The sequence below is a fragment of the Pseudomonas sp. Z3-8 genome (genome assembly GCF_051131975.1).
Classification (GTDB): Bacteria; Pseudomonadota; Gammaproteobacteria; order Pseudomonadales; family Pseudomonadaceae; genus Aquipseudomonas.
This window is the reverse complement of the sequence record NZ_CP071643.1, coordinates 186,470-203,417: the sequence shown is the minus strand read 5'-3', so window position 1 is coordinate 203,417 and position 16,948 is coordinate 186,470. Positions and strand designations below refer to the sequence as shown.

Annotated in this window: 13 protein-coding genes; 7 read left to right on the top strand and 6 right to left on the bottom strand. The window is 60.7% G+C overall.

Features of this window, described 5'->3' with window-relative positions:
• The first annotated feature begins 324 nt into the window (after positions 1–324).
• From J3P94_RS00920 to J3P94_RS00900, 5 genes are all read left to right on the top strand, one after another.
• Positions 325–1,632, top strand: a complete 1,308-nt coding sequence (locus J3P94_RS00920; RefSeq protein ID WP_305497791.1) for a CitMHS family transporter — start codon at positions 325–327, stop codon at positions 1,630–1,632.
• A 77-nt stretch (positions 1,633–1,709) separates the two neighbouring features.
• On the top strand, positions 1,710–2,477 hold the full coding sequence (locus tag J3P94_RS00915) for a TerC family protein (RefSeq protein WP_305497790.1): 768 nt from the start codon (positions 1,710–1,712) through the stop codon (positions 2,475–2,477).
• Positions 2,478–2,812: 335 nt separating this feature from the next.
• Positions 2,813–4,471: a Na/Pi cotransporter family protein gene (locus J3P94_RS00910; RefSeq protein WP_434570770.1), complete on the top strand. Its 1,659-nt coding sequence runs from the start codon at positions 2,813–2,815 to the stop codon at positions 4,469–4,471.
• A 147-nt stretch (positions 4,472–4,618) separates the two neighbouring features.
• The gene (locus J3P94_RS00905; protein ID WP_434570768.1) at positions 4,619–6,007 is read left to right on the top strand and encodes a M16 family metallopeptidase; all 1,389 of its coding nucleotides are present in this window, start codon (positions 4,619–4,621) and stop codon (positions 6,005–6,007) included.
• Positions 6,008–6,125: 118 nt separating this feature from the next.
• The gene (locus J3P94_RS00900) at positions 6,126–7,133 is read left to right on the top strand and encodes a DUF5924 family protein (protein ID WP_305497787.1); all 1,008 of its coding nucleotides are present in this window, start codon (positions 6,126–6,128) and stop codon (positions 7,131–7,133) included.
• A 42-nt stretch (positions 7,134–7,175) separates the two neighbouring features.
• Here the strand turns inward: J3P94_RS00900 and J3P94_RS00895 are convergent, their stop codons facing one another.
• From J3P94_RS00895 to J3P94_RS00875, 5 genes are all read right to left on the bottom strand, one after another.
• Positions 7,176–8,405: a nucleoside recognition domain-containing protein gene (locus tag J3P94_RS00895; RefSeq protein WP_305497786.1), complete on the bottom strand. Its 1,230-nt coding sequence runs from the start codon at positions 8,403–8,405 to the stop codon at positions 7,176–7,178.
• Between the two features lie 252 nt (positions 8,406–8,657).
• Positions 8,658–9,989, bottom strand: a complete 1,332-nt coding sequence (gene gltP / locus J3P94_RS00890) for a glutamate/aspartate:proton symporter GltP (protein ID WP_434570765.1) — start codon at positions 9,987–9,989, stop codon at positions 8,658–8,660.
• Positions 9,990–10,690: 701 nt separating this feature from the next.
• Complete coding sequence (locus J3P94_RS00885) at positions 10,691–11,155, bottom strand: inhibitor of vertebrate lysozyme family protein (protein WP_434570764.1); 465 nt, start codon at positions 11,153–11,155, stop codon at positions 10,691–10,693.
• A gap of 2 nt (positions 11,156–11,157) precedes the next feature.
• On the bottom strand, positions 11,158–11,322 hold the full coding sequence (locus tag J3P94_RS00880) for a DUF1328 domain-containing protein (RefSeq protein WP_003177151.1): 165 nt from the start codon (positions 11,320–11,322) through the stop codon (positions 11,158–11,160).
• Between the two features lie 80 nt (positions 11,323–11,402).
• A complete protein-coding gene (locus J3P94_RS00875; protein ID WP_434570762.1) occupies positions 11,403–11,690 on the bottom strand; it encodes a hypothetical protein in 288 nt (95 codons plus the stop codon).
• Positions 11,691–12,127: 437 nt separating this feature from the next.
• Between J3P94_RS00875 and algB the strand changes: the two genes are divergently transcribed.
• Positions 12,128–13,474, top strand: coding sequence for a sigma-54-dependent response regulator transcription factor AlgB (gene algB / locus J3P94_RS00870; protein ID WP_434570760.1), 1,347 nt, complete (start codon positions 12,128–12,130; stop codon positions 13,472–13,474).
• Positions 13,475–13,484: 10 nt separating this feature from the next.
• Positions 13,485–15,275: an ATP-binding protein gene (locus J3P94_RS00865; RefSeq protein WP_434570759.1), complete on the top strand. Its 1,791-nt coding sequence runs from the start codon at positions 13,485–13,487 to the stop codon at positions 15,273–15,275.
• A gap of 7 nt (positions 15,276–15,282) precedes the next feature.
• Here the strand turns inward: J3P94_RS00865 and J3P94_RS00860 are convergent, their stop codons facing one another.
• A complete protein-coding gene (locus tag J3P94_RS00860; RefSeq protein WP_434574327.1) occupies positions 15,283–16,896 on the bottom strand; it encodes an EAL domain-containing protein in 1,614 nt (537 codons plus the stop codon).
• Positions 16,897–16,948: the final 52 nt, after the last annotated feature.

The window sequence follows — 16,948 nt, the reverse complement described above, 5'->3', positions numbered from 1 at the left end:
GGGAGCAAGCTCCCTCGCCACGAAAGCAGATCGGTCATCAGCAATTACTGCAGCGAAAGCAGGCTGGTCATCATCCATTGCTACAGCGAAAGGCTGCTGAAAGCTTGCGCGATTAGGATCGCCTCACCTACCGGCAAAAGACCGGTGGCCAGAAACGAGCTTTCGAATGCTCGTGCGGCCTTTTTAACAACAACAATGGTGATTCTGATGTCCGCTGCTACCCGTCCCGTTGCATCCCCTCCATCCGTCCGTCCCGAGCCCTGCACCCTGCGCTGACCGTTCCGGTTCGCCTTTGCCCGCCGCGCCACGCCTGGAGTATTTCCCATGCTGACTTTCCTTGGCTTCGCCATGGTCATCACGTTCATGTTCCTGATCATGACCAAGCGCCTGTCCGCGCTGATCGCGCTGATCATTATTCCGATCCTGTTCGCGCTGTTCGGTGGCTTTGCGCCGAAGATCGGCCCGATGATGCTCGAAGGCATCACCAAGCTTGCCCCGACCGGGGTGATGCTGATGTTTGCGATTCTTTATTTCGCCCTGATGATCGACTCCGGCCTGTTCGACCCGGCCGTGCGCAAGATCCTCAAGATGGTCAAGGGCGACCCCCTGAAAGTTTCGGTCGGCACCGCCGTTCTGGCGCTCGTCGTTTCCCTCGATGGTGACGGCGCGACCACTTATATGATCTGCGTAGCCGCCATGCTGCCGCTCTACAGCCGTATCGGCATGAGCCCGCAGATCATGGCGGGCCTGATTATCCTCGCCGGCGGCGTGATGAACATGACCCCTTGGGGCGGGCCAACCGCTCGGGCGGCCAGTGCGCTGCATGTGGATCCGTCCGACATCTTCGTCCCGATGATCCCGGCGATGCTGGCCGGCGTCGTGGCGATCCTGGCGATTGCCTACATGTACGGCAAACGCGAGCGTGCGCGCCTGGGTGAGCTGCACCTGGCCGGTGACGACATGGACCACAGCGAAATCAGCGTCTCGCAATTTCCGGACGCCCGCCGTCCGAAGCTGATCTGGTTCAACGGCGCGCTGACCCTGGCCCTGATGTGCACGCTGATTGCCGGCCTGTTGCCGCTGCCGGTGCTGTTCATGGTGGCGTTCAGTATCGCGATGATCGTCAACTATCCATGCCTGCAACAACAGAAAGACCGCGTCGCGGCTCACGCCGGCAGCGTGTTGGCGGTGGTCGGGCTGATCTTCGCGGCGGGTATCTTCACTGGCATCCTGTCGGGCACCGGCATGGTCGATGCCATGTCCAAGAGCCTGCTGGCAGTGATCCCGGACTTCCTCGGTCCTTACCTCGCGGTCATCACTGCGCTGGTGAGCATGCCGTTCACTTTCTTCATGTCGAACGATGCATTTTATTACGGGGTGTTACCAGTTTTGGCCGAAGCAGCCAGCCATTACGGCATTACTGGCGTCGAAATGGCCCGTGCCTCGATCGTCGGCCAGCCCGTTCACCTGCTGAGCCCGCTGGTTCCGTCGACTTATCTGCTGGTGGCCCTGGCCGGGATCGAATTCGGCGATCACCAACGCTTCACCTTGAAGTGGGCAGTACTGGTTTGCCTGTGCATAATGTTCGCCGCCTTGCTGATGGGGATTTTTCCGCTGTTCAGCACTCTATAAAAGCAACGCCCGCCGCGTCGCCCCTGTCGGTTAACCGAAGGCGCGGCGCGGCCTAACACTCGCTCAAAGGAACTCACATGGAATGGCTGACCAACCCGGAAATATGGGTTGCCTTCTTTACCCTGACCGCCCTCGAAATCGTCCTGGGTATCGATAACATCATCATGATCTCGATCCTGGTCAGCCGCATGCCCAAACACATGCAGGCACGCACCCGGATCTTCGGCCTGGCGCTGGCGATGATCACGCGGATCCTGTTGTTGTTGTCCATCACCTGGGTGATGCGCCTGACCGCCGATCTGTTCGAAGTGTTCGGCCAGGGCATCTCCGGCCGCGACCTGATCCTGTTCTTCGGTGGCCTGTTCCTGTTGTGGAAAAGCTCCCAGGAGATGTACCACGCGCTGGAAGGCGAAGAGGAAAACAGCGACGAGCCTTCGGTCAAGGGCGGCAACTTCATCTACACCATCATCCAGATCGCGATCATCGACATCGTGTTCTCCCTGGACTCGGTCATCACCGCGGTCGGCATGGTCTCCCATGTACCGGTCATGGTTGCCGCGATCATCGTCGCCGTACTGGTGATGATGCTGGCTTCGGGCACCATCAGCACGTTCATCGACAAGCACCCGTCGCTGAAGATGCTGGCGCTGTCGTTCCTGCTGGTGGTCGGTACCGTACTGATCGCCGAATCGTTCGATGTGCATGTGCCTAAAGGCTATGTCTACTTCGCCATGGCGTTCTCGCTGGCGGTGGAAGCGATCAATATCAAGATGCGTACCGCGATGGCACGCAAGCGCAAGCAGCAGGATCCGGTGAAACTGCGCAAGGATGTTCCGGGTCAGTAAAGATGCAGGGCAATGAACGAAGGGGCTCTTGGAGCCCCTTTTTTCATGTCTGCAGGAAGCGGCCAGATGCAATACCTGTGGGAGCGAGCTTGCTCGCGATAGCGGCCTGACAGTCGAAGAAGATGTCGGATGTTATGGCCTCATCGCGAGCAAGCTCGCTCCCACAGGGGGTGTGGGTGTTTTCGAGGAAGTATTTTTATGACAGTTTTGTTTCAAAGCCCTCTTCAGCTATGCAATGCTGGCGTCCGAACCATTCGCCAACTACAGCTTAAGTACCAGTAGAACGATGTGGCATCGTCAATTTGTTCCTTTGGGACGCTAACAGGGGGCTCCTCATGCTGACCCTGCTGAATCTGCTCTCCGCCGTGGCCTTGCTGATCTGGGGCACGCACATCGTCCGTACCGGCATTCTGCGGGTCTATGGCTCGAATCTGCGTCACGTCATCAGCCAGAACATGTCCCGGCGCTGGTTGGCTTTCATCGCCGGGATCATGGTCACCGCCATGGTCCAGAGCAGCAACGCCACGGCCATGCTCGTCACCTCTTTTGTCGGCCAGGGCCTGATGTCGCTGACGCCCGCCCTGGCGACCATGCTTGGTGCCGACGTCGGCACCGCGCTGATGGCACGGGTGCTGACCCTCGACCTGTCGTGGCTGTCACCGTTGCTGATATTTCTCGGGGTGATTTTTTTCCTGTCGCGCAAACAGACGCGCGTCGGGCAGATGGGCCGGGTCGCCATCGGCCTGGGCCTGATCATCCTGGCCCTGCAACTGATCGTCGAAGCCGCTGCGCCCATCACCCAGGCCCAGGGCGTGAAGGTGATTTTCGCCTCACTGACCGGCGATATCCTGCTCGATGCGCTGGTCGGCGCGCTGTTCGCCATGATTTCCTATTCAAGCCTCGCCGCCGTGCTGCTGACCGCGACACTGGCCGGCGCGGCGGTGATCAGCTTGCCAGTGGCTATCGGCCTGGTGATCGGCGCCAACATCGGCAGCGGCATCCTGGCGTTTCTCAGCACCAGCATGCAGAACGCCGCCGGACGCCAGGTGGCACTCGGCAGCCTGCTGTACAAGCTGATTGGCCTGTTGCTGATCATTCCGGTACTCGATCCGCTGGTGGGCTGGCTGGACAGCCTGGATTTCAGCCACCAGGAAACCGTCATCGGTTTTCATCTGCTCTATAACACCGTGCGTTGCCTGGTATTGCTGCCCAGCGTCGGGCCGATGGGCCGGCTCTGCGCCTGGCTGCTGCCGGAGCGCCCGGACACCAACGGCACGGCCAAGCCCCGGCACCTCGACCCCACCGCCCTCGCGACCCCGAGCCTGGCCCTGGCGAACGCGGCCCGGGAAACCTTGCGCATCGGCGACCTGATCGAAAACATGCTCGAAGCCATGCTCGGCGTACTGCGCGGCGAGCAGACAGCGATCACTCAGCAAGTGCGCGCCATGAGCGACGATGTCGAAGCACTGTGCAGCGCCATCAAGCTGTATATGGCGCAAATGCCCCGCGAAGACCTCAGCGAACAGGACAGCCGCCGCTGGGCGGAAATCATCGAGCTGGCGATCAATCTCAAGCTGGCCAGCGACCTCATCGAACGCATGCTGCGCAAGGTCCAGCAGCAGAAGACCTCGCAACGCCGGTCGTTTTCCGATGTGGGCCTGGAAGAACTGGCGGGGCTGCACAGTCATCTGCTGGCCAACCTGCGGCTGGGGTTGACGGTGTTCCTGAGTGCCGATCGGGAAAGCGCACGGCAGTTGCTGCGTGAGAAACGTCGCTTTCGCGCGCAGGAACGGCGGATGGCCCATGCCCATGTCAGCCGTCTGCAACGCAAGGTCGTGCAGAGCCTGGAGACCAGTTCCCTGCACCTTGAGCTGATCGCTGACATGCGGCGCCTGAATTCGCTGTTCTGCGGCAGCGCCTATGTGGTGCTGGAAACCTCGGAGATCGGCGCCCTGGCCGTCGATGAAATTTCCGACATCACCCATTCGCCGTGAACGACTGGCGTCCTGGTCAGTCATTAAAAGGGACCGGGGCCCAAGCCCATCGCCAGCCAGACAACTCCGCGAAGTGTGAGCGAGCCTGCTCGCGATGAAGGCTGACCCGGCACCATGGATCTTCACTCAGCCGCCAGGAAGCCCGTTATGCGTTGTCTGCTGCTCGCCTTGCTTTTGTTCGGCTCACTCCCCGCCATTGCCCAGGATCGCTTTCAGGTCGAAGGCTATACGTTGCCCAACGGCCTGCAATTGTTGCTCAAACCCGGCACCGAACGCGGGCACGTGGCGATTCGGCTGGTGGTCGGCGTGGGGCTCGACGATTTCAGCTGCGCCGACAAGGAGCTGCCGCATCTGCTCGAACATCTTCTGTTCAGTGGGGTCGACGACAGCGGCGAAGGTGGCCTGGAAGAACGCATGCAGGCGTTGGGCGGCGAGTGGAACGCCTTTACCAGCAATGCCGATACGACGTTTGTCATCGAGGCACCGGCGCGCAATCAGCGCAAGGTCCTGGACCTGTTGCTGGCATTGCTGACCCGCACCCGCATCGACGAAAAAGCCCTGGAGGCGGCCAAACGGGTGGTCGAGCGCGAGGACGGCGGCCACTACACCCATCTGCAACGCTGGCTCGACCGACAGGACCTGGGCCATAAAGCCAGCAACCAATTGGCCGTGGAACTGGGCTTGCGGTGCGCGGAACGGGCCGAGGTCGGTCACCTTACCCTGGCCCGGGTCGAGCAGGTGCGCAAGGCCTGGTATGCCTCCAACAACATGACGCTGATCGTCGTCGGCGATCTCGACCGGTTATTGCCGGCCTACCTGGAACGCAGTTTCGGCGAGCTCGAACCGGTCGAGCCCAGCGTCCACGAGCCGCTGCCGCAGATCCGCTACAGCGCGGTCACCAAACGCAACCTCATTCGCGGCCTGGCCGGCGACGGTGCCAAGCTTCATTGGCTGTTCCCGGAGCCGGTGCTGGAACAGCAGCACGACGAAACCTTCGACCTGCTCAAGGACTATCTGGACTGGGCGCTTTATCGCCAGTTGCGCCTGGCCAACGGTCTGTCCTACGGCCCCTGGGTGGAGCGGGAAGTCTTTGGCGGTGTCGGTTTTCTCAGCCTGAACGCCGACCTGGCGCGTGAAGACCTGCCGAAAGCCGAGCAGGTGCTGGAGCAGTTGCGCGGTACGCTGCTCAAGGACGGCCTGGACCCCGAGAGCTTCGTGCGGATCAAACGCGCCGCTATCGCCCATCAGTCCTGGGCGGTGCAAGGCAACAGCGCGCTGGCCGATTATTACTGGGGCGCCCTGGGCGATTATGAGGATGGCCGCTTCGCCAACCCGGCCGCCCGCTTGCAGGCCGTCAGCCTGGAGCAGGCCAACCAGGCCCTGCGCGAACTTCTCAAGGACCCGGGTTACCTGCGGATCGAGAAGCCGTTGCTGGGTGATGACGAACTCGTTTGGGTGTTGGCTGGGTTGGTGGTGTTGCTGCTGGTGGGTATTGGCTGGCGATGGCGTCGCAGGGCGCGACCGCAGCCAGACTGATACAACCTGTGGGAGCGAGCTTGCTCGCGATGGGGCAACTGCGTCGCGATCCTCGCCATGTCACCGTCCTGGCGATACTCTGTCAGAGATATTTCCAAGACTTACTGTGAAACCGCCGATGCCGAACCTGACTCATTTAATCCAGCGCATCCTCGAACTGATGAAGCGCTATCCGGGGGTCATCGCCCTCGGCGGTTTCATTTCCGGGGTCGGCAGTTTCATGCTGGTGGATCGCCAGCAAGGCCTGGCGACCTGGATCGCCATCATGATGCTGGTGAGCTGGCTCTGGCTGATGCTGGAGAACAGCCTGACGCGGCTGTTCACGCGGATCTTCAAACGGGAGATACCCCAGCCGCTGCTGCGTTACGCCACGCAGATGATCCACCAGGAAAGCCTGTTCTTCGTCTTGCCGTTTTTTTTCATCACGACAACCTGGAACAGCAGCCAGCTGCTCTTTACCGGCCTGCTGGCGGCGTCGGCGCTGGTCTCGATCATCGACCCGCTGTACTACAAATGGCTGGCGCCCCGGCGGTGGGCGTTCCTGGCGTTGCACACGCTGACGCTGTTCGCCGCGCTGCTCACTGCGCTGCCGGTGATCCTGCACCTGACCACTGACCAGAGTTTCAAGCTGGCACTGGGCATCGCCATGCTGCTGTCGTTCCCGAGCCTGGCCTCGATCTTCCCGATCCGCACCGTGCGCAACGCGCTGGCGATTCTGTGCATCACCCTGGGCATCGGCGCCGCCGGCTGGGTGCTGCGCTCCTGGGTTCCACCGGCCACGCTCTGGATGACCGAAGTGGCAATCAGTACCCAGCTGGAAGACCGCACGCCTGGCGCCAGCCTCAAGGAAGTCAGCGCGGCCCAGATCCGTGGTAACGGCCTGTACGCCTACACCGCCATCAACGCACCGCGCGGGCTCGATGAGCGGATCTACCACGTCTGGCAGTTCAACGGCAAAGAGGTGGACCGCATCGCTCTGGACATCCATGGCGGACGCAAGGAAGGCTATCGCGCCTGGACCCACAAGCAGAACTTCCCGGACAACCCGACGGGAAAATGGCAAGTGCGGATACTCACCGAAAATGGCCAGATGATTGGTGTGTTGAGGTTCGAGGTGAAGGACTGAAGGTCCTGCGGACCTTATCGCGAGCAGGCTCGCTCCTACAGATCAGCCAAAGAACCAGTAGCAGACTCCGATGGCCGCTATCACCCCGGCCAGCTCGGCCAGCAGGGCGCAACCCACCGCGTGGCGGGCTCGCTGGATGCCCACGGCGCCGAAATACACCGCCAGCACGTAGAACGTGGTTTCGGTGCTGCCCTGGATGGTCGCCGCCACGAGGGCCGGGAAGCTGTCCACCCCGGAGGTCTTCATGGTTTCAATCAGCATCGCCCGGGCGGCGCTGCCGGAGAACGGCTTGACCATGGCGGTGGGCAAGGCGTCGACGAAACGCGTGTCCAGGCCGGCCCACTGCACCAGATGGCGGATACCGTCCAGGCCGAAATCCAGCGCCCCCGAAGCCCGCAGCACACCGACAGCGCAGAGCATCGCCACCAGATACGGCAGCAGCGTCTTGGCGACGTCGAATCCCTCTTTGGCGCCTTCGACAAAGGCCTCATACACTTTGACCTTGCGCAGCGCACCCACCACCAGAAACAGGATGATCAGGCTAAACAGCGTCAAGTTGCCGAGAATCGATGAGAGCCCCGCCAGCGCCGTGGCCGAGAGCGTCGCCAGCAACGCCATGAAACCACCCAGCACCAGCGCGCCCGGGATCAGATAGGCCAGTACCACCGGATCCCACAAGCGCAGCCGTTGCATGAACGCCACGGACAACAGCCCCACCAGGGTCGAGGCGCTGGTGGCGAGCAGGATCGGCAGGAACACCAGAGTCGGGTCCGGCGCGCCTTGCTGGGCGCGGTACATGAAAATCGTTACCGGCAGCAGTGTCAGTGACGATGCGTTGAGCACCAGGAACAGGATCTGCGCGTTGCTGGCGATGGTCGGGCTCGGGTTGAGGTCTTGCAGGGCGCGCATGGCCTTCAAGCCGATCGGGGTGGCCGCGTTGTCCAGTCCCAGGCCGTTGGCCGCGAAGTTGAGGGTGATCAGGCCGATGGCCGGATGCCCGGCCGGGACTTCCGGCATCAAGCGCAGGAACAGCGGGCCGAGGGCCTTGGCCAGCCAATCGACTATGCCGGCTTTTTCCGCGATGCGCAGGAAGCCCAGCCACAGCGTCAAAGTGCCGAACAGCAGGACCATCACCTCCACCGACAGCTTGGCCATGGCGAAAATGCTTTCCACCATGGCTGCGAAAATACCGGCGTTGCCGCCGACCAGCCACTGCACCAGCGCCGACACGGCTGCCACGATAAAGAAGCCAAGCCACAGGCCATTGAGCATCGGTAAGTCCCCCGGAAGATGCGGCGAATGATAGCGGGGCCGGCAGAAACGACAAACCCCGGATTTCTCCGGGGTCTGGTTGGCACTGCACAGGAGGTCCTGTGGGAGCGAGCTTGCTCGCGATGGCGGTGTGTCAAGCAACTTAATTTTGACTGAACTGACGCTATCGCGAGCAAGCTCGCTCCCACAATGACCGTGGTTGTTCAGGCAGCGTTACTGCTGGCCCAAACTTCCACATTTGATTTTCAGTAATCAACGGCTGGAAGTTTCCCCCGACGGCAGCGGCTCCTTGCTGCGCCAGTGCGGCAGGGAGTTCCAGTAGCGCTGGCCCTTGGCATCGTCGTACATGCCTTCCCAGCGGGAAATGACCAGCACGGCCAAGGCGTTGCCGATAACGTTCAGCGCGGTACGGGCCATGTCCATGATGCGGTCGACACCGGCAATGAACGCCAGGCCTTCCAGCGGAATACCCACGCTGCCCAGTGTCGCCAATAGGACCACGAAGGAAACGCCCGGCACGCCGGCGATGCCTTTGGAGGTGACCATCAGGGTCAGCACCAGCAGCAACTGCTGGCTGATCGACAGGTCGATGCCATACAACTGCGCGATGAAAATCGCCGCGATGCTCTGGTACAACGTCGAGCCATCGAGGTTGAACGAGTAACCGGTAGGAACCACGAAGCTGCAGATGGCTTTCGGCGCGCCGTACGCTTCCATCTTCTCGATAACGCGCGGCAGCACGGTTTCGGAACTGGCGGTGGAATAAGCCAGCACCAGCTCATCCTTGAAGATGCGCATCAGCTTGATCACCGAAAAACCGAACAAGCGCGCAATCAGGCCCAGCACCACAAAAGCGAAGAAGGCGATGGCGACGTAAACCAGGATCACCAGTTTCGCCAATGGCAGCAGGGAGGCGAAACCGAAGTTGGCGACCGTCACCGCGATCAGCGCGAACACGCCGATCGGGGCGTAATTCATGATCATGTGAGTGACCTTGAACATGCTCTCCGACACGCCCTGGAACATCTTCACCAGCGGGTCCCGCAGATCCGCTTGCAAGCTCGACAAACCGAGGCCGAACAGGACGGAGAAGAAAATGATCGGCAGCATCTCGCCGCGGGCAACCGCCGCGAAGATGTTCGACGGAATCAGGTTGAGGATGGTCTCGATGAACGCATGTTCATGCTGGACTTCGGCGGCGGTGGCCTTGTACTTGGAAATATCCACCGTGCCCAGGGTGCTCATGTCGATGCCGCTGCCCGGCTGGAAGAAGTTGGCCAGCAACAGGCCAACGACGATGGCAATGGTAGTGACGATTTCGAAGTAGACAATCGTCTTGAAGCCGATGCGCCCCAGTTTCTTGGCGTCACCCACGCCAGCAATACCGACGATCAGCGAAGAGATAACGATCGGTATCACGATCATCTTGATCAGACGGATAAAGATATCGCCCGCCGGTTGCAGCACGTTGCTGATCCACCAGGCCTTCTCGGCACTGAAGTGGTTGAGCAGCGCACCGATTGCAATCCCGAGCACCAGACCGATGAGGATCTGCCAGGCGAGGCTTAGTCGTGCCTTCTTCATATCATTACCCTTACTTCAGTTTGACTCGGGCAGTGACATGAACCGATCAGCGTAGACGATCGCAATTCGTGTCCTCTGCCCCCGTATAAGGTTGCGCCGAGCGGCCACGGCGGCTCACTGGCAGGCGAAAAAAGGCGCAACTATTGCGATGCAAGGGGGGATCGTCTAATGCCGTAAACGCCTACCCTATGCCGAATCGGCATGAGATTACGCGAGTGAAACGCACGTCCCAGCCGGTTCGAAGACGCCATTTATGCGGGTATAACTGCCGTAGCCCGGCCATTTCAGCGTAGCCGGGCTCAACCTGGCTTGCGCGAAAGGCGATGAAAGGACAGCGCATCGAGCCTGCGTTGATCATGAAAACGCCATGGGCGCTCTCCGATATACGGTCAGGTATCAGTGGAGAAAGGAATTTGGCGAGGCAATACGCCGCAACACATGCGAGGACTCTCGCGGCAACGAAGCAACCGCTCTGGCACAAGGCTCAGCGGTTCAAGCTCTTCGCAAGTTCGCTAAAGCCAAGATGGCTTTGCGAACTTGCGTCGCAGCTTTTTACCTGACCCGGCCCTTTCGCAGGCACCCCTTGTGCCCGTAGGTCACTCCGACCGTCAATGGTCAGAACGTCCCAGCCCCCTGGTCATGCGACGGTCCTCCTCGGACCTCGCAGAAAGAAAGACATGGCTGTCTTCCTTGTTTTCAAGTCAGTACCAATTCGGATCTTTCTTGAGCTGTTCCATCAACATTTCCTGCATACCTTCGTCGGGGTTGCCGAGAAAGCGATAGTCCGCATGGCGGGTTGGCGACTTGTCGGCCGGCAGTCCGGCGGGGACCTCTACCAACAACGCGTACGCCTCGTCCTTATCGAAGCTGAAGGCAACGAACAGGCGCTTGCTGCGGCAGGTATCCTGGGTTTCGCACAAGGGTCCGACCAGGTATTTATCGCCGTCCTCCTCGACCGCGTTCATCTGCTCGGAAGCGCCGGTCAAGTTCATGACCCACTCCGGCAGACGCTCCTCCTTTTTGACCACTTGCTGCCAGGTCTCACGATACTGCGGATCCGCCTGAAGCACTTGGTTGACCCGCATCTGTCCATCATTGGCAGCCATTGCCATGGCGCTGCCGCCCAGAAGCAGGGCGGCGGCCAGTCCTTTTAATGACCGATTCATGGTCAGCCTCGGCCGCGACGGCCAAAGAAGAACGAAGCGATGAACATGACCAGGAACACGACAAAGAGAATCTTGGCGATGCCCGTGGCGGTGCCCGCGATACCACCGAAGCCCAGTACGGCAGCAATGATGGCAATGATCAGGAAGGTAATTGCCCAGCTCAACATGATGATTCTCCTTACACTTTTCTATTTAGTTAGGGTCTGGCGGTAATGGTTCCGACACAACGGACAGCCGGTTCGGCGGGTCAGAAGACCCAGCGTTCTTCACGGGGCATATCGTTGGCGGTCTGCGCCTGGTCAACTTCCATCATGCGCATCGAAGCGGCTGCATCGGCGAGGTTGCTGACGGAAGTGAAATGGGTCTGGGGAGCTCGTTGAACCGATACCAGCGGCGCTTCCGGCTGTTGGCTTTCGTGCCAGAGCATTAATTGCTGACCGGCCACGAGAGTAATCAACAGGGCGACGACAGCCCACAGGCCCTGCTGGATATGCAGGGGGCTGATGCGAAATTGGGCGGCACATTGACGATTCATCCTGGAATTCCTCCCCACCCTAGCGGTGATCTGGTTGAGGCGCTCAAACGCCACGTTGACTAGGACATTGCAGCCGCCGTGCCAGAAATAAAGTGCACATTAAAACCTTTAAAATCAATTGGTTATGAACAGAATAAAAACTAGCCGGGGCGCATCCTGCACGATGGCCCAGCCAAGTGTCGTGCGTTCTGCACGACTACCCACAGAAGAGGCGTAAGATTCTTTTTTGAATTGAAAGTCGGAAATGGATGTCGGAATGAGCGAGCCGAAACGTGTGAAGCCCGGAGGCGGGGAAAAACCGGTTTAAAATCAGTTTGTTGTGAACCGATGGTCCACAGACGTACGCTCGATGGGTAATATTCAGTCAGAATCGACCATGCAACTTGCCCGATTTTTCTGACACTAATCATCATCATTCTTTAAGGAGCGTAGGAAAAATGGAATCCGCCACTGAGCATCAAGGCCGCATTCTGCTGGTAGACGATGAGTCCGCCATCCTGCGTACCTTCCGTTATTGCCTGGAAGACGAAGGCTATACCGTCGCTACCGCCAACAGCGCAGCCCAGGCCGAAGCCCTGCTGCAGCGCCAGGTGTTCGACCTGTGTTTTCTGGATCTGCGCCTGGGTGAGGACAATGGCCTCGATGTGTTGGCGCAGATGCGCATCCAGGCGCCATGGATGCGCGTCGTCATCGTTACCGCGCATTCCGCGGTGGACACCGCCGTCGACGCGATTCAGGCCGGCGCCGCTGATTATCTGGTCAAGCCGTGCAGCCCTGACCAACTGCGCCTGGCAACGGCCAAGCAGTTGGAAGTGCGCCAGCTGTCCGCCCGGCTCGAAGCCCTCGAAGGCGAGGTGCGCAAGCCCAAGGACGGACTCGACTCCCACAGCCCGGCAATGAAAGTGGTGCTGGAAACCGCCCGCCAGGTCGCCAGCACTGACGCCAACATCCTTATTCTTGGCGAGTCCGGCACTGGTAAAGGCGAGTTGGCGCGGGCCATTCATGGCTGGAGCAAACGCGCGAAAAAATCCTGCGTCACCATCAACTGCCCATCGCTGACCACCGAGCTGATGGAGAGCGAACTGTTCGGCCACAGCCGTGGCGCATTTACCGGCGCCAGCGAAAGCACCCTGGGGCGCGTCAACCAGGCCGATGGCGGCACGCTGTTTCTCGACGAGATCGGCGACTTTCCCCTCACACTGCAGCCCAAGTTGTTGCGCTTCATTCAGGACAAGGAATACGAGCGAGTGGGTGACCCGGTCACCCGCCGTGCCGATGTGCGGATTCTCGCGGCGACCAACCTCAACCTCGAGGACATGGTGCGCGACGGGCGTTTTCGCGAGGACCTGCTGTATCGCCTGAACGTGATTACCCTGCACCTGCCGCCATTGCGCGAGCGGGCCGAAGATATCCTGACCCTTGCCGATCGCTTCCTGGCGCGCTTCGTCAAGGAATACGCACGCCCGGCCCGGGGTTTTAGCGATGAGGCCCGCGAAGCGCTGCTGGGCTATCGCTGGCCCGGCAACATCCGCGAACTGCGCAACGTGGTCGAGCGCGCCAGCATCATCTGCCCACAGGAAAAAGTCGAGATCAGCCATTTGGGCATGGCCGAACAACCGGTCAACAACGCCCCGCGGATCGGCGCGGCGCTGAGCCTCGACGAGTTGGAGAAAGCCCACATCGGCGCAGTGCTGGCTACCGCCGACACGCTGGACCAGGCGGCAAAGACCCTGGGTATCGACGCCTCCACGTTGTATCGCAAACGCAAGCAATACAACTTATGAGCGCCATCTTATGAAACTGGCGATGAAGCTGCGCACACGGCTGTTTCTCAGTATCTCGGCACTGATTACCGTGGCGTTGCTGGGGCTGCTGCTCGGCCTGGTCAGCGTCATGCAGATGGCCAATACCCAGGAACAATCGGTGCGTGACAACTTCTTCCTGCTGGACCTGGGCCTCAAGCTGCGCCAGACACTGGGTGATCAATTAATGATCATGCTGGAGGAAAAGCCCGACCTGACAGTGCTGGAACAATCCAAACGGCAGTATTTCGAGTTGTTGGATGAAGGCATTGCCCATGAGGAGCAACTGGCTGAATCGACCACCAGCTTCAGTCGCGCGAAAGCCGACTACCTCAATTTCCTCGAGGCCTTCGAGGCCTCTCGTCGGCAACCGACACAACTGACTGGCATCCAGGACCTGACGCAAAAATTCAACGTGCTGCGCGGAGGGTTGATCGAAGGCTACCGCCATGCCCTGAACAAGATCAGCGAAACCCAGGACCGCGCCCGCGCCCGCGCGTTGCTGATTTCCGGCCTCCTGGGGTTGGTGGGATTGGCTGTGCTGATCATCGGTTTCATTACCGCCCACGGCATCGCCCGACGTTTCGGTGCGCCGATCGAGGCCCTGGCCGCGGCGGCGGATGATATCGGCCAAGGCAATTTCGAAGTGACATTGCCGGTTTCCTCGGCGGCTGAACTGAACCTGCTGACGCGTCGCTTCGGCATCATGGCCCAGGCATTACGGGAGCATCAGGCCACCAATGTCGACGAACTGCTCGCCGGCCAGCAGCGCCTGCAAGCAGTCCTCGACAGCATCGACGACGGCTTGCTGATGATCGACCGCCAGGGCCGCCTGGAACACCTCAACCCGGTGGCCCAGCGTCAACTGGGCTGGGACGAGGAGCGCCTGGGCCAGGGCTTGGGCGAGGCCCTTGGACGCGTCGAGCTGGATGAAGAGCTGCAACTGGTACTGCGCGGTGGCAGCCAGGAGCGCGCACCGGACGACTTGAGCATCGAAGTGGATGGAGAGTCCCGGGTGCTGACTTACAGCCTCACGCCCGTCATCCATACCCAGGGCCAGATTCTCGGCGCAGTGATGATTCTGCACGACGTCACTGAACAACGCGCCTTCGAACGGGTACGCAGCGAGTTTGTCTTGCGTGCATCCCACGAGTTGCGCACACCGGTGACAGGCATGCACATGGCGTTCGGGTTACTGCAGGAACGCATGCACTTTCCCGAAGATTCACGCGAGGCGGACCTGCTCAACACCGTCAACGAAGAAATGCAGCGGCTGATGCAGCTCATCAACGACCTGCTGAATTTTTCTCGCTACCAGAATGGCCTGCAAAAGCTCACCCTGGCGCCTTGCTCCATCGAAGACCTGCTGGAAACGGCCAGGATGCGCTTTACCAGGCAGGCGCAAGAGAAGGGCATCGAGCTCCTCGTGGAGATCCAGGGCCCCTTGCCGCGCCTGCACGCCGATGCCGCGCAACTGGACCGGGTCCTGGACAACCTGATCGACAACGCGATGCGCCACACCAACGGCGACGGCCAGATCCGCCTGCAGGCCCGGCGCCACGGCGAGCGGGTGATCATCAGCGTCGAAGATAATGGCGAGGGCATTGCCTACGGCCAGCAAGGACGCATCTTCGAGCCCTTCGTCCAGGTCGGGCGCAAGAAGGGCGGCGCCGGCCTCGGTCTGGCGCTGTGCAAGGAAATCGTCCAGCTTCATGGTGGACGCATGGGCGTTTATTCCAGGCCAGGGCAGGGCACTCAGTTCTATATGGCCCTGACCGTCTGAGGAGCCATCAGGCTTCGTCGTCCAGGCGCCGTCCAAGCAGGCGCCGCCCGCGCGTAATCAATTCGATAAGCTGCACCGCGCTGAGCGCATGGGCGAACAACCAGCCCTGGCCGAACTTCACGCCTTCACTGCTCAGGTAGGACGCCTGGGCCTCATGCTCGATGCCTTCGGCGATCACCTTGAGTTCCAGGGCGTGGGCCATGCGGATGATGTGCGGGGCCACGCCACTGCTGGCGGCGTCATGACCCAGCGCATCGACGAAGGCCTTGTCGATTTTCAGGCAATCAACCGGCAGCGTTTGCAGATAGGCGAGGCTGCAATAGCCGGTGCCGAAGTCATCGATCAGCACCTGATGCCCGACATCGCGCAGCGATTGCAAATTATCCCTCGCAACCAGCACATCAACCAGGCCGCGCTCGGTCACTTCAAACGCTATCTGGCGCGCCGACACCCGATGCAGCGCCAGCAAGCGGGCAATCACCTCGCCGATGCGAGGCACCATCACGTCACACGCCGCCAGGTTCACCGAGATATACAGGTGCGGGTTGGCCCGTAACAGCTGGCCCAACTGGTCGAACAGCCGCTGCAGGACGAAATCGGTGATCTGGCGTATCTGCCCGGTATTTTCCGCCATCGGGATGAACAGGTCCGGACTGGTCAGCGTGCCGTCCGGCCGCCGCCAGCGCAGCAGCGCTTCGGCACCGACGCAGTTGCGGCTGTGCAGATCGAAGATCGGCTGGTACAAGACCTGCAACTCACCTCGCCGGATGGCCCCGTGCAACTCGGCATCCATGGACTGGCGCTGGCGCACCAGCAGGAAGACCTGGAAGCCGATCCCCAGCCCTAGCATCAGGCTGATGGGCAACATCCACCAGGCATTGGCCGGAATGCGCAGGCCGTTGCGCGGTGCAATGAGCACCAGTTGGTACTCCGGATTGTCGGTCGGCATCCGATAGATCAGCCGGGTCTGGGTCACTTGCAGAGACTGTTGGCTTTTCAGTGGCCAAGGCTCTGTCGGAGGCCAACGCTGCGCGCTGCCCAGCACCGGAATCGCCCGCTCACCATGATCCAGGACCACCAGCAGGCTGCTGCCGGGCGGCAGGTCGACCACATCGGTCAGGTGCCCGCGGGACGTGGCGACACGGAAATTGCCGCGCCCCAACATCAACGCCGCGCGGTTTTCGTCGGGCTCGGTGGTGGTATTGAGCCAGTAGCTGTAGGCCGGGCCGCGCAAATCGGGCGGACGCACCAACGACATACCGCTCTGGCGCGGACGATTCGAGCAGACACCGTTGGCATCCAGATAAGCCGCCTCATAGACAAAGCGGTAGTTGAAGCTCACCTGCTGCAACGTGGCGATCATGTCGTCGTTGCAGCCGCGCAGCGGTTGCGCCTGCAAATCGTCGAGACTCTCGCGCAACTGCCCGAAAAGCTGTTCCAGCCGCTGCAGGAAACGCTCGCCCTGGGCATTCATCTGCTCGCTTTCACGCTGCTGTATCTGCTGCATCACTACAAACAGGCTCCCGGCCAACAGCAGCACCGTACTCAGGGCAGCCGCCATCATCGCCAGGAAAATAGGGCGATGGAGCCAACTCTGCAGGGTTTCGCGTGCAGCCGTCATCATCGGTAATCCGAAAGTTACCAATGAGTTATAGCTGCTGTTTTGGATTCGG